A 16,538-nucleotide genomic window follows, 5' to 3' on the forward strand; every position below is an offset into this window, starting at 1 on the left:
GCGGCCGCGGGGCGGTCAGGGGTGAGGCCGGGGCCGGCCCGACCAGCGTTGATATTCCCGCGTCCAGCGGGCCAGCAGCGCCTCGCGCTTGAGGTCGTCGAGCGTGGCCAGCAGGCCCGGCCCCAGGCGGATCGGGCGCAGGGCGTCGCCTAGGCGGGTGCGCAACTCGCGTGCCGTGCCGGGGCCTTCCAGCGCCGGATGCACCGCGCCCAGCGATGTCTGTTCGCCGATCACCCCTTGCCCCGTCTCGCTGAGCAGATAGTCGAGAAAGCGTCGTGCCGCTTCGGGATGCGGCGCCTCGCGGGGAATGAAGGCCAGGCGCTGGGTGACCAGGGCGTAGTCGCGCGGGATCACCATCTCCAGTTGCGGATGAGTGGCGATGAAATCACTGGCGTAGCTGCCCAGCAGGTTGTAGCCGATCAGATAGCGTCCCTCCGCCAGGCCCTCGAGCATCTCCCCCGTGGTGCCGACCAGTTCCGCATCGACGCCGCCCAGGGCGGCGACCAGGTCCCAGTAGCGCGGCGACAGACGCACCTCTTCGATGGCGTAGGTGTAGCCGGCACCGCTGCGTGCCGGGTCGTAGGTCACCACGCGCCCGCGTAGCGCCTGGTGCCGGGTTTCCAGCAGATTCAGCAGGTCGGCGTGGCTGGTGATGGCCCCGAAACGTTCGGCCAGCTCGCGGCGGTAGACGATGACGATCGGCTCGAAGGTGAGGCCGAACAGCTCCCGGCGCCAGCGTGCCCAGTCCGGCCAGGCCTCGGCGCTTGCTGTCCTCAGCGGCTGGGCATGGCCGTCGTTGGCCAGCCGGTACTGCCAGGGCATGGCCGAGGAGATCACCAGGTCGGCCTTTTCCTCGTCGTCATCGAGGAAGCGACGATGCAGCTCGAGGGTGGTGAAGTTGCGGTAGTGCAGCTCGAAGTGCGGATGGCGCCGGTGGAAGTCTTCCAGCACCGGCTTGACGTATGGCAGGTCCAGTGCGCCATGGACGATCAGCGAGAGCGGCGGCTCGCCATCGCTTGGCGCGGCGGGGAAGTGCAGCCTCTCGTCGGCCAGCCCCGGCAGGCTGAGCCATGCCAGGCACAGCAGCAGGCACAGTGACTTGGTCATTGGTGGTCCCCCAGGAAGCGCAGCGTCACGCGCAGGCCCTTGCCGTCCCGGGCATCGTTCAGGACCAGGCGTGCCCGGTGAGTGCGGGCGATGCCGTCCACGATGGCCAGGCCCAGCCCCGAGCCTTCGACACCGTCACGGCCACGGTAGAAGGGGCGCAACACCATCAAGCGTTGCTCCGCAGGAATGCCCGGGCCGTCGTCTTCCACCTCCAGGGTGGCGGGGGCATCCAGGACCCGCACCGTGATGCATCTGGCGCCGTAGCGTCGGGCATTGTCGATCAGGTTGCTCAGCGCTTCCTCGAGCTGCCAGTCGATGCCGTCGATCATGACCGGCCCGGCGGTGGTCTCGACGCCGATATCGATGCCGTCGCGATGGCACACGCTCAGGGCGCTGCGCGTCGCCGTGCGGGCGATCTCGTTGAGGTCCAGGCGTTGCAGCTCGGGGGTCGCCTCGGGGTTGTTGAGGCGGGTCAGCGACAGCAGCTGCACCGCCAGGCGAGCGGTGCTGGCGCTGGTGGACTGCATGGCCCGCAAGGCGTCGTGCCAGGCCCGGGGATCGTCCTGGCGCAGGGCCAGCTCGGCGCGGGCGGAGAGGCCGGCCAGGGGCGTGCGCAACTGGTGGGAGGCATCGCCGATGAAGCGTTCCTGGTTGGCCCGCACCCGGCGCATGCGCGCCAGCAGCTCGTTGAGCGTTTCGCGCAGTTCGGCGAGTTCGCGTGGCAAGGGCAGTTCCAGCGGCGCCAGGGTGCGTGGATCGCGCGCCCGAATGGCGCGGCGCAGCCGGGTCAGCGGTGCCAGGGCGGAGCGCACCGCCAGCAGCACGACGATCACCGCCAGCCCCGCCATGGCGGCGATGTAGGCCAGGTTGCCGCGAAACAGGGCGAGCGTCAGTGCCTGGCGTCCCTCGCGGGTATGGGCCACCCGCACCTCGAAGCGTTCGCGCAGGCTCCAGTCTTCCAGGCGGGTGCGGCGAATACCCTGGCGCAGGGCCAGGTCACGCCAATCGACATTGCGATAGTGCAGGGTGTCGACAGCCTCGCTGTCGCCGCGCGGGTCGCCGGGCAGTCGGGCGTTGCCGGTGATGAAGTGGCCATCGCCGTCGAACAAGGCGTAGAACACCCGCTCCTCGGCGCTGGTGGCGAGCATCTCCAGGGCCGCCGGCGGAAGGTCGAGCCAGAGCCGTTCGTTCTGCCACTGGACCTGCTCGGCGATGGCCAGCGTAGCGGCCTCGAGCAGGCGATCGAAGGCACGATCGGCGGTCCGCCGGGCGTCCAGGTAGGCCAGCACCAGCATCAGGGTGCCCAGCACCAGCAGGGGCAGCAACAGCCAGGCCAGCAGGCGGCGGTAGAGGCTGCCCTGGTCGCTCATGGCGCCTCCAGAAGATAACCCAGCCCGCGTACGGTGCGCACCTCCACCTGGCTGCCGGCGAGCCGGCGGCGCAGGCGATGGATGTAGACCTCGATGGCATTGTCGCCCATGGCGTCACCGGCGAAGGCTTCCTCGGCGAGTCGTGCCTTGTCCACCGGTTCACCGGCATGGCGCATCAGGCAGCTCAGCAGACGTTGCTCGCGGGGCGGCAGGCTCAGGGGCGCGCCGTCCAGCGTGAAGCGCTGGGTCAGGGCGTCGAAGACCAGTTCACCCACTTGCAGGCTGTGCCCGCGGGCCTGGCGGCGCAGCAGGGCGCGCACTCGAGCCTCGAGCTCGTCCAGGGCGAAGGGCTTGGCCAGGTAGTCGTCGGCCCCCAGGTCGAGCCCGCGCACGCGGTCTTCGATGGCGCCGCGGGCGGTGAGGATCAGCACCGGGGTCTCGCCGTCCTGATGGCGCAGGGTGGCGAGGATCTCCAGGCCGCTGCAACCCGGCAGGTTGAGATCCAGGAGGATCAGGTCATGGCCGTGGTGGGGGGTGGCGAGGCACTGCCGTGCGGCGATGCCGTCGGCGATGGTGGTGACCCGGTAGCCCTCTTGGCGCAGGGCATCGCCGAGCGTCTCCGCGAGCAGGGTGTCGTCCTCGATCAGCAGGAGTTTCATTGCGTGCCTCGTTCGGCGTCATCGGCCGGCCGTCGCGCGAGTTCGGCCAGGGCGGCATCGAGATGGTGTCGGGCATCGTCCCGCGGCAGGCGCCCGGCAGGGCCGGAGAGGCTCAGCCAGAGCGGCAAGCCGTCGGACCAGGCGTCCAGCAGCCGGCATAGCATGAAGCCGCCAGGGAGTTCCAGCGCGGGCTCATCGTCGTTGGCCACCGCCCAGCGCATGCCGGGCCGCAGGTCGTGACGCAGGCTCGCCTCGGGCAGCGTGACCAGGCGGCATTCGGCGTGGCCCATGCCGACCTCGAGCAGGGCGGCGGTCTCGCCGCTGCGCTCGGCCAGGGTGTCCAGTACCGGTTGTATCCAGGCGGCCAGCTGGCGGCTGGGCAGGTGGCGCCGTGACAGGCGTACCGGGGTGTGGCCGAGCCGATAGCACCCATCCTGGCCGCGCTGCACGTAGTCGTAACGCTCGAGCGAGGCCAGCAGTCGCAACAGGGTGCTCTTGTAGAAGCCGGTGACCTGCGCCAGGTCGGCCAGCGTGAAGTGGTCCCGGGGAGAGTCGAAGGCCTCGAGCACCGTCAGCGCTCGTTCCACGGCCTCGACGCGGTCCTGTGCCATGTGGTGACGATGCCTCCTTGACGTGGCGAAGGGGTGTTCAACTTTGGTCGCAATAAGGGACTTTGGCATTGACGCGCCCCCCCCGGGATGCCTAACTTTCCACCCTGAGGAACGTAGTTCTGCCTTACAGAACTGTAAGGTAGGCGATCACCTCCGACAAGTCAACCAAGGATCCGTCCCGGATCGACCAACGAGGGGAATACAACAATGTCCACCAGAACGCCACTCAAGCTGTTCGCCATCGCCGCCGTGACCCTGAGCGCGGGAAGCGCCACGGCCTTCGAGCCCCAGGGCAAGGTCGAATGCCTGGCGCCTGCCGATCCGGGCGGCGGCTGGGACTTCACCTGCCGCAGTGTCGGCAAGGTGATGGAGGACCTGGATATCGTTCCGCGCAGCGTCCAGACCATCAACATGGCGGGTGCCGGTGGCGGCGTGGCCTTTGGGCATACCGTCAGCAAGCGTGCCGGCGACGAGCAGTTGCTGGTGGCGGCGTCCACCGCGACCACCACGCGACTGGCCCAGGGGCAGTTCCCGAACATGAACGCCGACATGGTCAACTGGATCGGGGCGCTGGGGGCCGATTACGGGGTCATCGGGGTATCGGCGGATTCCGAGTACGAAGATCTCAATGACCTGATGGATGCCCTCAAGGAAGACCCGCGCAGCGTCAAGTTCGCCGGGGGGAGTGCCAAGGGGGGCTGGGATCACCTCAAGGTGCTGATCGCCGCCCAGGCCGCCGATGTCGAGAACCTGCCGCGGATTCCCTACCTGTCGTACAACAACGGTGGTGAGGCACTGACCCAGGTGATCGGCGGTCACGTCGATGCCTTCACCGGCGACATCACCGAGGCGCAGGGCTTCATGGAATCCGGTGACCTCAAGGTGCTCGCCGTGCTTTCCGAGGAGCGCCTGCCCGGCGAGTTCTCCGACATCCCGACCGCCATGGAGCAGGGTATCGATGCCCTCGGCCCCAACTGGCGCGGCTTCTACATGCCGGCGGACATCTCCGACGAGGCCAAGCAGTACTGGGTCGACGCCATGGACACCATCTATGAAAGCGAGGAGTGGCAGGGCGTCATGACCCAGAACGGCCTGATGCCCTTCCATATGAGCGCCGGCGAATTCGAGTCCTTCGTCAAGGACCAGATCGCCGAGATCGAAACCCTCTCCAAGGACATCGGGTTGATTCAGTAATGACCTACAACGACCGCATCTTCGGGGTCCTGATGATCGTCCTGGCCGTCGCGTACGGCTGGGGCACCACCCAGTTTCCCGAACCCTTCGGCGGGACCGAAGCCGTCGGTCCCGATACCTTTCCACGCCTGCTGGCTGTCGTGCTGGCACTCTCCAGCCTGTACATGGTCGTGCGGCCGGATCCGGATAACGCCTGGCCCTGGAGCCGCACCGGCATCGAGCTGATCGTCGCCGTGGTGGTGTTGATCCTCTACGCCGCGCTGCTGCAGCCGCTGGGCTTCATCATCAGCACGACCCTGGCGGTGGGGACCCTCTGCTGGCGCATGGGCTCCGCCCCGGTGAGGGCCTATGTGACCGGGGCGATCTCCGGGGTGGTGGTGTTCCTGCTGTTCAACTTCGCCCTCGACCTGGCGCTGCCGCTGGGCCTGCTCTCGTTCCTGGAGGTGAGCTGATGGAGACCCTCGGCTTCTTGATGGATGGGTTTGGTGTCGCCCTGGCCCCGCACAACCTGCTGTTCGCCCTGCTCGGCGCCTTCCTCGGCACCCTGATCGGCGCCCTGCCGGGGCTCGGCCCGGCCAACGGCGTGGCCATCCTGATTCCGCTGGCCTTCAGCCTGGGGCTCGCCCCGGAGACCGCGCTGATCATGCTCACCGCGGTCTATGCCGGGGCCATGTACGGCGGGCGCATCTCGTCGATCCTGTTGAACATCCCCGGCGACGAACCGGCGATGATGACCTGCCTCGACGGCTATCCCATGGCCCAGCAGGGCAAGGCCTCCGAGGCGCTGGCGATCTCCGCCGTGGCCTCCTTCATCGGCAGCCTGATCGCCACGGTGGGGCTGATCCTGCTGGCGCCGCTGCTGGCCGACTTCGCCCTGACCTTCGGGCCGGCCGAGTACTTCGCACTGTTCCTGCTGGCCTTCGCCACCCTGGGCGGCATCACCGGCAAGAACCCCATGAAGACGGTGGTGGCCGCCGCCATCGGCCTGATGATCGCCACCGTGGGCATCGACAATACCGGGGTGCAGCGCTACACCTTCGGCGTGCTCGAACTCTACGAGGGGGTGGACTTCATCATCGCCATCGTCGGCCTGTTCGCCATCTCCGAGCTGCTGTTCTTCATCGAGGAGAAGGCCGGGGGCGGCAAGGAGAAGATGGCCGTCAACAAGCTCACGCTGAAATGGAAGGACATCCGCTTCATCCTGCCCTCCAGCTTCCGGGGTGGCGTGCTGGGCTTCATTGCGGGGGTACTCCCTGGGGCAGGCGCCTCGCTGGGCAGCTTTATCGGCTATACCCTGGAAAAGAAGATCGTGGGCAAGAAGGGCTACTTCGGCAAGGGCGACCCGCGCGGCGTGGCCGGTCCCGAGGCCGGCAACAACGGCGCCTCCAGCGGCGCCCTGGTGCCCATGCTGACGCTGGGCGTGCCGGGCAGCGGTACCACCGCGGTGCTGCTGGCGCTGCTGATCTCGCTGAACATCACCCCCGGGCCGCTGATGTTCACCCAGAACGCCGACATCGTCTGGGGCGTGATTGCCGCGCTGCTGATCGGCAACTTCCTGCTGCTGGTGCTCAACATTCCGCTGGTGGGCATCTTCGTCAAGCTGCTGTCGGTGCCGCCGATGTACCTGCTGCCGATCGTCACCATGGTCGCCTTCGTGGGCATCTACTCGATCAGCAACACCGTCTTCGACCTCTACTTCATGGTGGCCTTCGGGGTGGGAGGCTATGTCCTGCGCAAGCTGGAGATCCCGCTGGTGCCGATCATCCTCGGCCTGTTGCTGGGGCCGGAGATGGAGAAGAACCTGCGCCATGCCATGGACATCTCCGACGGCGACTGGACCATCCTCTGGGACAGCGGCCTGGCCATCGGCCTGTGGGCCTTCGCCATCGCGGGGCTGGTCCTGCCCTACATCGTTGGCCCGATCCTGCGCCGCCGCATGCAGGTCGCGGCGACAGCCGGAGGCCCGGAAGGCGACTGATCCCACCGCTCATTCACCCTGCTGACTCGCGGGGGCGCCGATGCGATCGGCGCCCCCGTGTTCTTTTTGTGGGCACCAACTCGGTGCATTGCACCATGGCCCCGTGCCCCGGTGGAGCGTAAGCAGGCCGCTCCTGCACCATGACGATGCATCCTGGGGCGATGACGATATCTGGATGACCGGTGCAACATGATGATTGTGAAGGGATAACTCCGATTCTGGTCGGGCTGGCACGAGCCTTGCGATGGACTGGGCGTCCCATAACAAGTCCCATACGCAAGGAGTTCACCATGACCCCACGTCGTCCCGCCATGCGTCCCCACTGGCTGGCCGCCTCGCTGCTGAGCCTGGCCGTCGCCACCCCCGCCCTGGCCCAGGAGGAGCCCATCAAGGTGGGCATCCTGCACTCCCTCTCCGGCACCATGGCGATCAGCGAGACGGTGCTCAAGGACACCGTGGAGATGCTGATCGAGCAGCAGAACGCCGAGGGGGGCCTGCTGGGTCGCGAGCTGGAGGCGGTGGTGGTCGACCCCGCCTCCGACTGGCCGCTGTTCGCCGAGAAGGCCCGCGAGCTGCTCGCCCAGGAGGAGGTCGACGTCATCTTCGGCAACTGGACCTCGGTGTCGCGCAAGTCGGTGCTGCCGGTGGTCGAGGAACTCAACGGCCTGCTCTTCTACCCGGTGCAGTACGAGGGCGAGGAGTCCTCCGAGAACGTCTTCTATACCGGTGCCGCCCCCAACCAGCAGGCGATTCCCGCCGTCGATTACCTGATGAACAACGTCGGGGTGGAGCGTTGGGTGCTGGCCGGCACCGACTACGTCTATCCGCGTACCACCAACAAGATCCTCGAGGCCTACCTGAAGTCGCACGGGGTCGGTGACGACGACATCATGGTCAACTACACCCCCTTCGGGCACTCGGACTGGCAGAACATCGTCTCCGAGATCAAGGCCTTCGGCAGCCAGGGCAAGAAGACCGCGGTGGTCTCCACCATCAATGGCGATGCCAACGTGCCCTTCTACCGGGAGCTCGGCAACCAGGGCATCGATGCCGCCGACATCCCGGTGGTGGCCTTCTCGGTGGGCGAGCAGGAGCTCACCGGCATCGACACCGCGCCCCTGGTGGGCCACCTGGCGGCCTGGAACTACTTCATGAGCGTCGATACCGACGCCAACTACGACTTCATCGACGCCTGGATCGAGCACACCGGCGACGAGATGGCGGTCACCAACGATCCCATGGAGGCCCACTACATCGGCTTCAACATGTGGACCGAGGCGGTGCGCAAGGCCGGCACCACCGAGGTCGACGCGGTCAAGGACGCCATCATCGGCGTGGCGGTGCCCAACCTCTCCGGCGGCTACGCGGCCATGATGCCCAACCATCACATCACCAAGCCGGTGCTGATCGGCGAGATCCAGGACAACGGCCAGTTCTCCATCGTCTGGGAGACGCCCTCCACCGTGGCCGGCGACGCCTGGTCCGACTACCTGGAAGGCTCCAGGGACCTGATCAGCGACTGGCGCAAGCCCATGGAGTGCGGCAACTACAACGTGGTGCGCGGCAGCTGCGGCGGCAGCCAGGCGGAGGAAGAGGCGCCCGAATAACGACACGATCTTAACCGCCTCCCCGCAATGCTGGGCGCCGGGGACAGGGCGTAGTGAGGGTCATCTGCCAGGGACGGCAGATGTAGCGCCCAGGGAAGGGGTCACAGCGCCCTCACGAAGGCCTGTCGCCGGGTAAGCCCAGCCATCCGCAAGACGTCGAAATACAGGACACGCCCATGAGGATGCTCCCACGCTGCCTGTCGGGCCTGCTGTGCCTCTGCCTGCTGCTCGGCCTGCCGCTGGCCGCCCAGGCGCAGGACGATCCCGGCCAGGCCCTGCTGGCCCCCCTCGATACCGCCTCCTACGCCGACAAGGGCGAGGCGATCGAGGCCATCATCGCCAGCGGCGACGAGCGCAGCCGCCGTTGGCTCGAGGCGCTGCTCGGCGGCAAGCTACAGCGTCACAAGGACACCGGCCAGTTCGTCGTGGTCGTCGAGAACCGCGGCCGCAGCTGGCCGGTGGTCGATGCGCTGAGCTTCGAGGACGCCGGCGAGATGTCGCGACGCGAGCTGGACCGCATCGGTATCAACAACGCCCTGCGCGGCCAGTTGCAGGGGGCGCTGGCGGTGCTCGACCTGCACGCCGACGAGGTTCGTGACCGACGCGAGGCGGCTCGCGAGCTCCTCGGCGACGTCGATGCCACCCTGGCCGAGCCGCTCCGTGCGGTCATCGACGGCGAGGAGGACGCCGAGGTGCGTCGCCTGCTCGAGCAGGCGCTGGCCATCCACCGCCTGGAAGAGGGCGATGCCGCGGCGGTGGACGCCCTGGCCGGCAGCCTGAATTCCCGGGTGCGCTCGGCGCTGAATGTCGCCAGCCGCAGCGAGGATCCCGAACTCGCCGCCGCCGCGACCTCGGCCCTGGCCGGTATCGAGCAGAAGATGAAGCTCAACCGCGGCCTGGAGACCCTCTACTTCGGCCTCTCGCTGGGCTCGGTGCTGGTGCTGGCGGCCATCGGCCTGGCCATCACCTTCGGCGTCATGGGCGTGATCAACATGGCCCACGGCGAGCTGATCATGCTCGGGGCCTACACCACCTGGGCCATGCAGCAGCTGCTGCCCGGCCAGCCCGGCCTGGCGCTGCTGCTGGCGATTCCGGCCGGCTTCCTGGTGGCGGCGCTGGCCGGGGTGGCCATCGAGCGCGGGGTCATCCAGTTCCTCAAGGGACGCCCCCTGGAGACCCTGCTGGCCACCTTCGGCGTCAGCCTGATCCTGCAACAGCTGGTACGTACCGTAATCTCGCCGCAGAACCGCACCGTGGTCTCGCCGGAGTGGATGAGCGGTTCGATCATGCTCAACGAAGGGCTCTCGTTGACCCTCAACCGTCTCTACGTACTGGGCTTCGCCCTGGTGGTGTTCGCCGGCCTGATGCTGGTGATGCGCCGTACCCGCCTGGGGCTGGAGGTGCGGGCGGTGACCCAGAACCGTGCCATGGCGCGCTCCATGGGCATCCGCGCCACCCGGGTCGACATCCTCACCTTCGCCCTGGGCTCCGGGGTGGCGGGACTGGCCGGCGTGGCGCTCTCACAGCTCACCAATGTCGGCCCCAACCTGGGCCAGAACTACATCATCGACTCCTTCATGGTGGTGGTGTTCGGCGGCGTGGGAAATCTCTGGGGCACCCTGGTGGCGGGCCTGTCGCTGGGCGTCATCAACCAGGTGCTCGAACCCTGGGCCGGTGCGGTGCTGGCCAAGATCGTCGTGCTCGTCTTCATCATCCTGTTCATCCAGAAGCGCCCCCGCGGACTCTTTCCGCAGAAGGGCCGGGCGGCGGAGGGGTAAAACGTCATGTGGTTGACCAGACCTTTCAACGAACGCTCGACCCGGCTGTTCCTGGGCATCCTGCTGGCCGCCCTGGCGCTGGTGACGGTGCTCAACCTGGCCGTACCGGCGGGCCATCCGCTGCACGTCTCCACCTATACGGTGACCCTGCTCGGCAAGTACCTGAGCTATGCGTTGCTGGCGGTGGCGGTGGACCTGGTGTGGGGCTACCTGGGTATCCTCAGCCTGGGGCACGGCGCCTTCTTCGCCCTGGGCGGCTATGCCATGGGCATGTACCTGATGCGCCAGATCGGCGACCGTGGCACCTATGGCGACCCGGTGCTGCCGGACTTCATGGTGTTCCTGGACTGGGACAGCCTGCCCTGGTACTGGCTGGGCTTCGACATGCCCGGGATCGCCTTCCTGATGGTGCTGCTGGCGCCGGGCCTGCTGGCCCTGGTATTCGGCTTCCTGGCGTTCCGCTCGCGGGTCACCGGTGTCTATCTGTCGATCATCACCCAGGCCATGACCTTCGCCCTGATGCTGGCCTTCTTCCGCAACGAGATGGGCTTCGGCGGCAACAACGGCCTCACCGACTTCCGCGAGCTGCTGGGCTTCGACCTGAGAAGCGACGCCACCCGGCTGGGCCTGTTCCTCGCCACCGGCATCGCCCTGGCGCTGGGCTATGTGCTGTGCCGCGCCATCGTCGCCAGCAAGCTGGGCCGGGTCAGCGTGGCCTGCCGCGATGCCGAGGCGCGCACCCGCTTCCTGGGCTACCGGGTCGAGCGCTTCCAGCTGTTCGTCTTCGTGGTCTCGGCGATGCTCGCCGGCCTCGCCGGCGCCCTCTACGTGCCCCAGGTGGGTATCATCAACCCCAGCGAGTTCTCGCCGATCTTCTCCATCGAGGTGGTGCTGTGGGTGGCCCTGGGCGGTCGCGCGACCCTCTACGGGGCGGTGATCGGCGCGCTGCTGGTCAATTACGCCAAGACGGTGTTCACCGGGGTGATGCCCGATGCCTGGCTGTTCGCCCTGGGCGGCATGTTCGTGCTGGTCACCGTCTTCCTGCCCAAGGGCATCGCCGGCCTGCTGACCTATCGTTTCCAGAACCAGCGCCTGACGCATCGGCGCGAAGGTGAGGGCGCCACCACGACTACCGGCAGGGGGGTCTCCGCATGAGCTTTATCAAGTCCCTGGCCGACAGGGAACGCGTCTTCGATTTCCTGGTCCCGGCGCAGTCCCCGGTGGACGTGCGCCACGGCCCCATCCTCTACCTGGAGGACGTCAGCGTCAGCTTCGACGGCTTCAAGGCCATCGATGATCTCAACCTGACCATCGACGACGGCGAGCTGCGCTGCATCATCGGCCCCAACGGCGCCGGCAAGACCACCATGATGGACATCATCACCGGCAAGACCCGGCCCGACAGCGGCTCGGTGTGGTTCGGCAGCCGCCACGACCTGCTGACCCTGAACGAGCCGGAGATCGCCAGCCTCGGCATCGGCCGCAAGTTCCAGAAGCCCACGGTCTTCGAGGCGCTGACGGTGTTCGAGAACCTGGAGCTGGCCATGGCCGCCGACAAGCGCATCCTGCCCACGCTGACCGCGCGCCTGACCGGCGAGGGTCGCGACCGCATCGAGGAGGTGCTCGACACCATCGGCCTCGTCGAGCTGCGCCACGCCTCGGCGGGCATCCTCTCCCACGGCCAGAAGCAGTGGCTGGAGATCGGCATGCTGCTGATGCAGCGGCCGCGCCTGCTGCTGGTGGACGAGCCGGTGGCCGGCATGACCGAGCAGGAGATGGAGCGCACCGCCGAGTTGCTCACCGGCCTGGCCGGCAAGGGCAAGCAGTCGGTGGTCGTCGTCGAACACGACATGGGCTTCGTGCGCTCCATCGCCCGCACCGTGACGGTGCTCCACCAGGGGAGCGTGCTGGCCGAGGGCAGCATGGACCGGGTCTCCAGCGACCCGAAGGTGATCGAGGTCTATCTCGGCGCCGAGGCCGAAGAGGAGGTGGCCTGATGCTCCGTATCGACAAGCTCAACCAGTACTATGGCGAGAGCCATACCCTCTGGGACCTGGACCTCGAGGTGCCGGCGGGGCAGTGCACCTGCGTGATGGGCCGCAACGGGGTGGGCAAGACCACCCTGATGAAGGCGATCATGGGCGAGGTGGCCGCGGCCGCCGGCAGCGTCCGCTATGCTGATGAGGTGGAGCTGACCCGAAAGCGGGTGGAGGAGCGCTCGCGGCTGGGCATCGGCTACGTGCCCCAGGGCCGGCAGATCTTCCCGCTGCTCACCGTCGAGGAGAACCTGCGCACCGGGCTCGCCGCGCGGCGCGACGGCGGGCGCACCATTCCGGCGCGCATCTTTGAGCTGTTTCCGGTGCTCGAGGAGATGAAGCATCGTCGCGGCGGCGACCTCTCCGGCGGCCAGCAGCAGCAACTGGCCATCGGCCGGGCGCTGGTGATCGAGCCCCGGTTGCTGATCCTCGACGAGCCGGGGGAGGGCATCCAGCCCAATATCGTCACCCAGATCGGCGAGGTGATTCGCAGGCTGATCCGTGAGGACGGCCTGACGGTGCTGCTGGTGGAGCAGAAACTGCCCTTCGCCCGCAAGTATGCCGACCGCTTCGTGATCATGGACCGCGGCCGACCGGTGGCCGGGGGCGAGATCGGCGAGCTCTCCGATGCCTTGATCAAGGAGCACCTCACGGTATGACAGCCTTCGTGACCCTTGCCCCCGACGCTTCACCTTCCGGCCATCGCTTCGATGCCGGCCGTCGCTGGGCGGCGTCGCTTGAACTCGCCTTCGACAAGCGCAGCGGGGCGACCCGCATGACCCAGGCCCGCCATCGCGGGCCGTTGCGGGTCCAGCGTCCCTTTTACCCCGAGGGCCGGGAAGGCGCCTGCCATGTCTACCTGCTTCACCCGCCGGGTGGCCTGGTCAGCGGCGATACCCTGGCGATCACCGCCAGGGTGGGCAGCGGCGCCCGGACGCTGCTCACCACGCCGGCCGCCAACAAGCTCTACCGTGCCGACAGCCACGGCGTGGCCTGGGCCCAGCAGACCCGTCTCGAGGTGGCCGATGGCGGCATTCTCGAATGGCTGCCCCAGGAGACCATCGCCTTCGACGGCTCGAGGGGCGAGCAGTGCACCACCATCGCGCTCGAGGGCCAGGCACGCTGCCTGGGCTGGGAGGTCCTGGCCCTGGGCCGCCCGGCGAGCGAGTTGCCCTATGTTTCCGGGCGCATCGACCAGCGCTTTCGCCTGGTGCGAGACGGCCGGCCGCTGTGGCTGGAGCGCCAGCCGCTGGACCCGCGTCACCCGCGCTTTGCCGGGCGCTGGGGGCAGGGCGGCGCCAGCGTCCAGGCGACCCTCTGGGCGGTGGGCCTCGAGGACGAGGCCGGCGCCGTGGAGGCGTTGCGCGCCGCACTGCCCGCGAGTTCACGCTGGGCGGTGACGGTGCGTCACGGCGTCTTGCTGCTGCGCTACCTGGGCAACGATCGCAACGAGGCCTGGGCGCTGTGCGAGGCGGCCTGGAAGGCGTTGAGGCCGCGGCTGACCGGCCGCGTGGCCTGTGTGCCGCGGATCTGGCTAACCTGAGAAGGCTTTTGCGAAGGCTTTTGGGGTCAGACCCCGGCGGAGGCGTTTCCGCAAGCAATCAGCAGAAAACGGGCTTTGGTGTAATGGCTGGGGTCTGACCCCATAGGGGCCATGCCGTCGACATAGGCAGCGAACGGAAAGCCGACGCCGAGAAAAGCGTGGGAAGGCATCCCAAAAGCCGCCAGGCGCCGTTCTTACACCTTGAGGAGATACACCCATGGAACTGACCCCCAGAGACAAGGACAAGCTGCTGCTGTTCTCGGCGGCGCAACTGGCCGAGCGACGGCGTGCCCGCGGCCTCAAGCTCAACTACCCCGAGGCGGTGGCGCTGATCAGCTTCGAGATCATGGAAGGCGCCCGCGACGGCCGCAGCGTCGCCGAGCTGATGAGCGTCGGCCGCGAGATCCTGACCCGTGACGACGTCATGGAGGGCGTGGCCGAGATGGTCGACGAGGTGCAGGTGGAGGCCACCTTCCCGGACGGGACCAAGCTCGTGACCATCCACGACCCCATAGTGTGAATCTGTGAGGAGAGAGGTGTTCCTCACGGCGACTGACAAGGAGCCACAAATGATTCCCGGTGAGTATCAGTTACAGGACGGCGAGATCGAGCTCTGCGCGGGGCGTCAGCGGATCACCGTCGAGGTGGCCAACACCGGCGACCGGCCGATCCAGGTCGGTTCCCACTACCATTTCGCCGAAACCAACCCCGCCCTGCGCTTCGATCGCGACAAGGCCCGCGGCTGCCGCCTCGACGTGGCCGCCGGCACGGCGATCCGCTTCGAGCCGGGCCAGTCGCGCGAGGTCACGCTGATTCCCTTCGTCGGCCGCCGCCACATCTACGGCTTTCGCGGCGAGGTGATGGGAGCGCTCGACGGGACAGCGAAAGGAGACACGCCATGAAGATCAGCCGTCAGGCCTATGCCGACATGTACGGTCCCACGGTGGGCGACCGGGTGCGCCTGGGCGACACCGAGCTGTGGGTCGAGGTGGAGCGCGACGCCGCCCACTACGGCGACGAGGTGAAGTTCGGCGGCGGCAAGGTGATCCGAGACGGCATGGGCCAGAGCCAGCGTCACGATGACAGCGTGATGGACACCGTGATCACCAATGCGCTGATCCTCGACTGGTGGGGCATCGTCAAGGCCGACGTGGGGATCCAGGCCGGGCGCATCGCCGCCATCGGCAAGGCCGGCAATCCCGACACCCAGCCCGACGTGGGGATCGTCATCGGCCCGGGTACCGAGATCATCGCCGGCGAGGGCAAGATCCTCACCGCCGGCGCCCTGGACGCCCACATCCACTTCGTCTGTCCGCAACTGGTGGAAGAGGCGCTGATGAGCGGCATCACCACCATGCTCGGCGGCGGCACCGGGCCGGCCACCGGCACCAATGCCACCACCTGCACCCCCGGCCCCTGGCACATTGGCAAGATGCTCCAGGCGGTGGACGACCTGCCGATGAACATCGGCCTGCTCGGCAAGGGCAATGCCAGCCTGCCGGACGCGCTGGAAGCACAGCTCGAGGCTGGCACCATGGGGCTCAAGCTGCACGAGGACTGGGGGACCACGCCGGCGGCCATCGACAACTGCCTGAGCGTGGCCGAGAAGTACGACGTGCAGATCGCCATCCACACCGACACCCTGAACGAATCGGGCTTCGTCGAGGATACCCTGGCGGCCTTCAAGGAGCGTGGGATCCATACCTACCACACCGAGGGCGCCGGGGGCGGGCACGCGCCGGACATCATCACCGCCTGCTCCAAGCCCTACGTGCTGCCGTCGTCCACCAACCCGACCCGGCCCTATACGGTCAACACCATCGACGAGCACCTCGACATGCTGATGGTGTGCCACCACCTCGACCCCAACATCCCCGAGGACGTGGCCTTCGCCGACTCGCGTATCCGCCGCGAGACCATCGCCGCCGAGGACATCCTCCACGACCTGGGGGTGATCTCGATGATCGCCTCCGACTCCCAGGCCATGGGGCGGGTCGGCGAGGTGGTGTGCCGCACCTGGCAGACCGCCCACAAGATGAAGGTGCAGCGCGGCTTGTTGCCCGAGGACGAATCGCTCGGTGCCGACAACTTCCGTGCCAGGCGCTATATCGCCAAGTACACCATCAACCCCGCGATCACCCATGGCATCGCCCACGAGGTGGGCTCGGTGGAGGTCGGCAAGCTGGCCGACCTGGTGCTGTGGGACCCGGCCTTCTTCGGCGTCAAGCCGGCGCTGATCCTCAAGGGTGGGATGATCGCCGCCGCCCCCATGGGCGACCCCAACGCCTCGATCCCCACGCCGCAGCCGGTGCACTACCGCTACATGTTCGGCGCCTTCGGCCGCGCCGCGAGCCAGACCCGGCTGACCTTCGTCAGCCAGGCGGCGCTGGACGCCGGCGTCAAGGAGCGGCTGGGCCTGGCGAGCGAGCTCTCGGCGTGCAAGGACGTGCGCGGCGTGCGCAAGGCCGACATGAAGCTCAACGACGCCTGCCCGCACCTGACCGTCGACCCGCAGACCTACGAGGTGCACGCCGACGGCGAACTGCTGACCTGCGAGCCGGCCACCGAGCTGCCGCTGGCGCAGCGCTATCACTTGTTCTGAGCTACGAGCTACGAGCTACGAGCGGCTCGAGGCCCGTGGCTCGAAGCCCGAGA

The 16,538-nt window shown here is 67.8% G+C and carries 16 protein-coding genes; 12 read left to right on the forward strand and 4 right to left on the reverse strand.

Going from position 1 to position 16,538, the window contains the following annotated elements:
- Positions 1–15 precede the first annotated feature (15 nt).
- From CR157_RS12730 to CR157_RS12745, 4 genes are read right to left on the reverse strand one after another with little or no spacing between them, the layout of a single operon-like run.
- Positions 16–1,107 carry an ABC transporter substrate-binding protein gene (locus CR157_RS12730; protein ID WP_110283885.1) on the reverse strand — a complete coding sequence of 364 codons (1,092 nt, stop codon included), beginning with the start codon at positions 1,105–1,107 and terminating at the stop codon, positions 16–18.
- On the reverse strand, positions 1,104–2,477 hold the full coding sequence (locus tag CR157_RS12735; RefSeq protein WP_110283886.1) for a sensor histidine kinase: 1,374 nt from the start codon (positions 2,475–2,477) through the stop codon (positions 1,104–1,106). Before CR157_RS12735 ends, CR157_RS12730 begins: the two co-directional genes overlap by 4 nt.
- A complete protein-coding gene (locus CR157_RS12740) occupies positions 2,474–3,136 on the reverse strand; it encodes a response regulator (protein WP_110283887.1) in 663 nt (220 codons plus the stop codon). The genes CR157_RS12735 and CR157_RS12740 overlap by 4 nt, the downstream gene beginning before the upstream one ends.
- Positions 3,133–3,747, reverse strand: coding sequence for a helix-turn-helix domain-containing protein (locus tag CR157_RS12745; RefSeq protein WP_110283888.1), 615 nt, complete (start codon positions 3,745–3,747; stop codon positions 3,133–3,135). Before CR157_RS12745 ends, CR157_RS12740 begins: the two co-directional genes overlap by 4 nt.
- A 207-nt stretch (positions 3,748–3,954) precedes the next feature.
- Between CR157_RS12745 and CR157_RS12750 the strand changes: the two genes are divergently transcribed.
- The 12 genes from CR157_RS12750 to ureC all read left to right on the forward strand — a co-directional run bounded on the left by CR157_RS12750 (position 3,955) and on the right by ureC (position 16,485).
- Positions 3,955–4,941, forward strand: coding sequence for a Bug family tripartite tricarboxylate transporter substrate binding protein (locus tag CR157_RS12750; protein WP_110283889.1), 987 nt, complete (start codon positions 3,955–3,957; stop codon positions 4,939–4,941).
- On the forward strand, positions 4,941–5,393 hold the full coding sequence (locus CR157_RS12755; RefSeq protein WP_110283890.1) for a tripartite tricarboxylate transporter TctB family protein: 453 nt from the start codon (positions 4,941–4,943) through the stop codon (positions 5,391–5,393). The genes CR157_RS12750 and CR157_RS12755 overlap by 1 nt, the downstream gene beginning before the upstream one ends.
- On the forward strand, positions 5,393–6,919 hold the full coding sequence (locus tag CR157_RS12760) for a tripartite tricarboxylate transporter permease (RefSeq protein WP_110283891.1): 1,527 nt from the start codon (positions 5,393–5,395) through the stop codon (positions 6,917–6,919). The genes CR157_RS12755 and CR157_RS12760 overlap by 1 nt, the downstream gene beginning before the upstream one ends.
- A 311-nt stretch (positions 6,920–7,230) precedes the next feature.
- Positions 7,231–8,526, forward strand: coding sequence for an urea ABC transporter substrate-binding protein (urtA, locus tag CR157_RS12765; protein WP_373681019.1), 1,296 nt, complete (start codon positions 7,231–7,233; stop codon positions 8,524–8,526).
- Between the two features lie 176 nt (positions 8,527–8,702).
- Positions 8,703–10,304, forward strand: a complete 1,602-nt coding sequence (urtB, locus tag CR157_RS12770) for an urea ABC transporter permease subunit UrtB (protein WP_110283893.1) — start codon at positions 8,703–8,705, stop codon at positions 10,302–10,304.
- 6 nt (positions 10,305–10,310) lie between these two features.
- On the forward strand, positions 10,311–11,459 hold the full coding sequence (urtC, locus tag CR157_RS12775) for an urea ABC transporter permease subunit UrtC (protein WP_110283894.1): 1,149 nt from the start codon (positions 10,311–10,313) through the stop codon (positions 11,457–11,459).
- Complete coding sequence (gene urtD, locus CR157_RS12780) at positions 11,456–12,301, forward strand: urea ABC transporter ATP-binding protein UrtD (protein ID WP_110283895.1); 846 nt, start codon at positions 11,456–11,458, stop codon at positions 12,299–12,301. The genes urtC and urtD overlap by 4 nt, the downstream gene beginning before the upstream one ends.
- Positions 12,301–12,999, forward strand: coding sequence for an urea ABC transporter ATP-binding subunit UrtE (gene urtE, locus CR157_RS12785; protein ID WP_110283896.1), 699 nt, complete (start codon positions 12,301–12,303; stop codon positions 12,997–12,999). Before urtD ends, urtE begins: the two co-directional genes overlap by 1 nt.
- Positions 12,996–13,883 carry an urease accessory protein UreD gene (locus CR157_RS12790; protein WP_110283897.1) on the forward strand — a complete coding sequence of 296 codons (888 nt, stop codon included), beginning with the start codon at positions 12,996–12,998 and terminating at the stop codon, positions 13,881–13,883. Before urtE ends, CR157_RS12790 begins: the two co-directional genes overlap by 4 nt.
- 217 nt (positions 13,884–14,100) lie before the next feature.
- Positions 14,101–14,403, forward strand: coding sequence for an urease subunit gamma (locus tag CR157_RS12795; RefSeq protein ID WP_110283898.1), 303 nt, complete (start codon positions 14,101–14,103; stop codon positions 14,401–14,403).
- Positions 14,404–14,452: 49 nt separating this feature from the next.
- Positions 14,453–14,785 carry an urease subunit beta gene (locus CR157_RS12800; RefSeq protein WP_110283899.1) on the forward strand — a complete coding sequence of 111 codons (333 nt, stop codon included), beginning with the start codon at positions 14,453–14,455 and terminating at the stop codon, positions 14,783–14,785.
- Positions 14,782–16,485 (forward strand): urease subunit alpha, encoded by a 1,704-nt coding sequence (gene ureC, locus CR157_RS12805; RefSeq protein ID WP_110283900.1) that lies wholly within the window; start codon positions 14,782–14,784, stop codon positions 16,483–16,485. The genes CR157_RS12800 and ureC overlap by 4 nt, the downstream gene beginning before the upstream one ends.
- Positions 16,486–16,538: the final 53 nt, after the last annotated feature.

This window comes from Halomonas sp. LBP4 (genome assembly GCF_003202205.1).
In the GTDB taxonomy this organism is placed as follows: domain Bacteria; phylum Pseudomonadota; class Gammaproteobacteria; order Pseudomonadales; family Halomonadaceae; genus Halomonas; species Halomonas flagellata.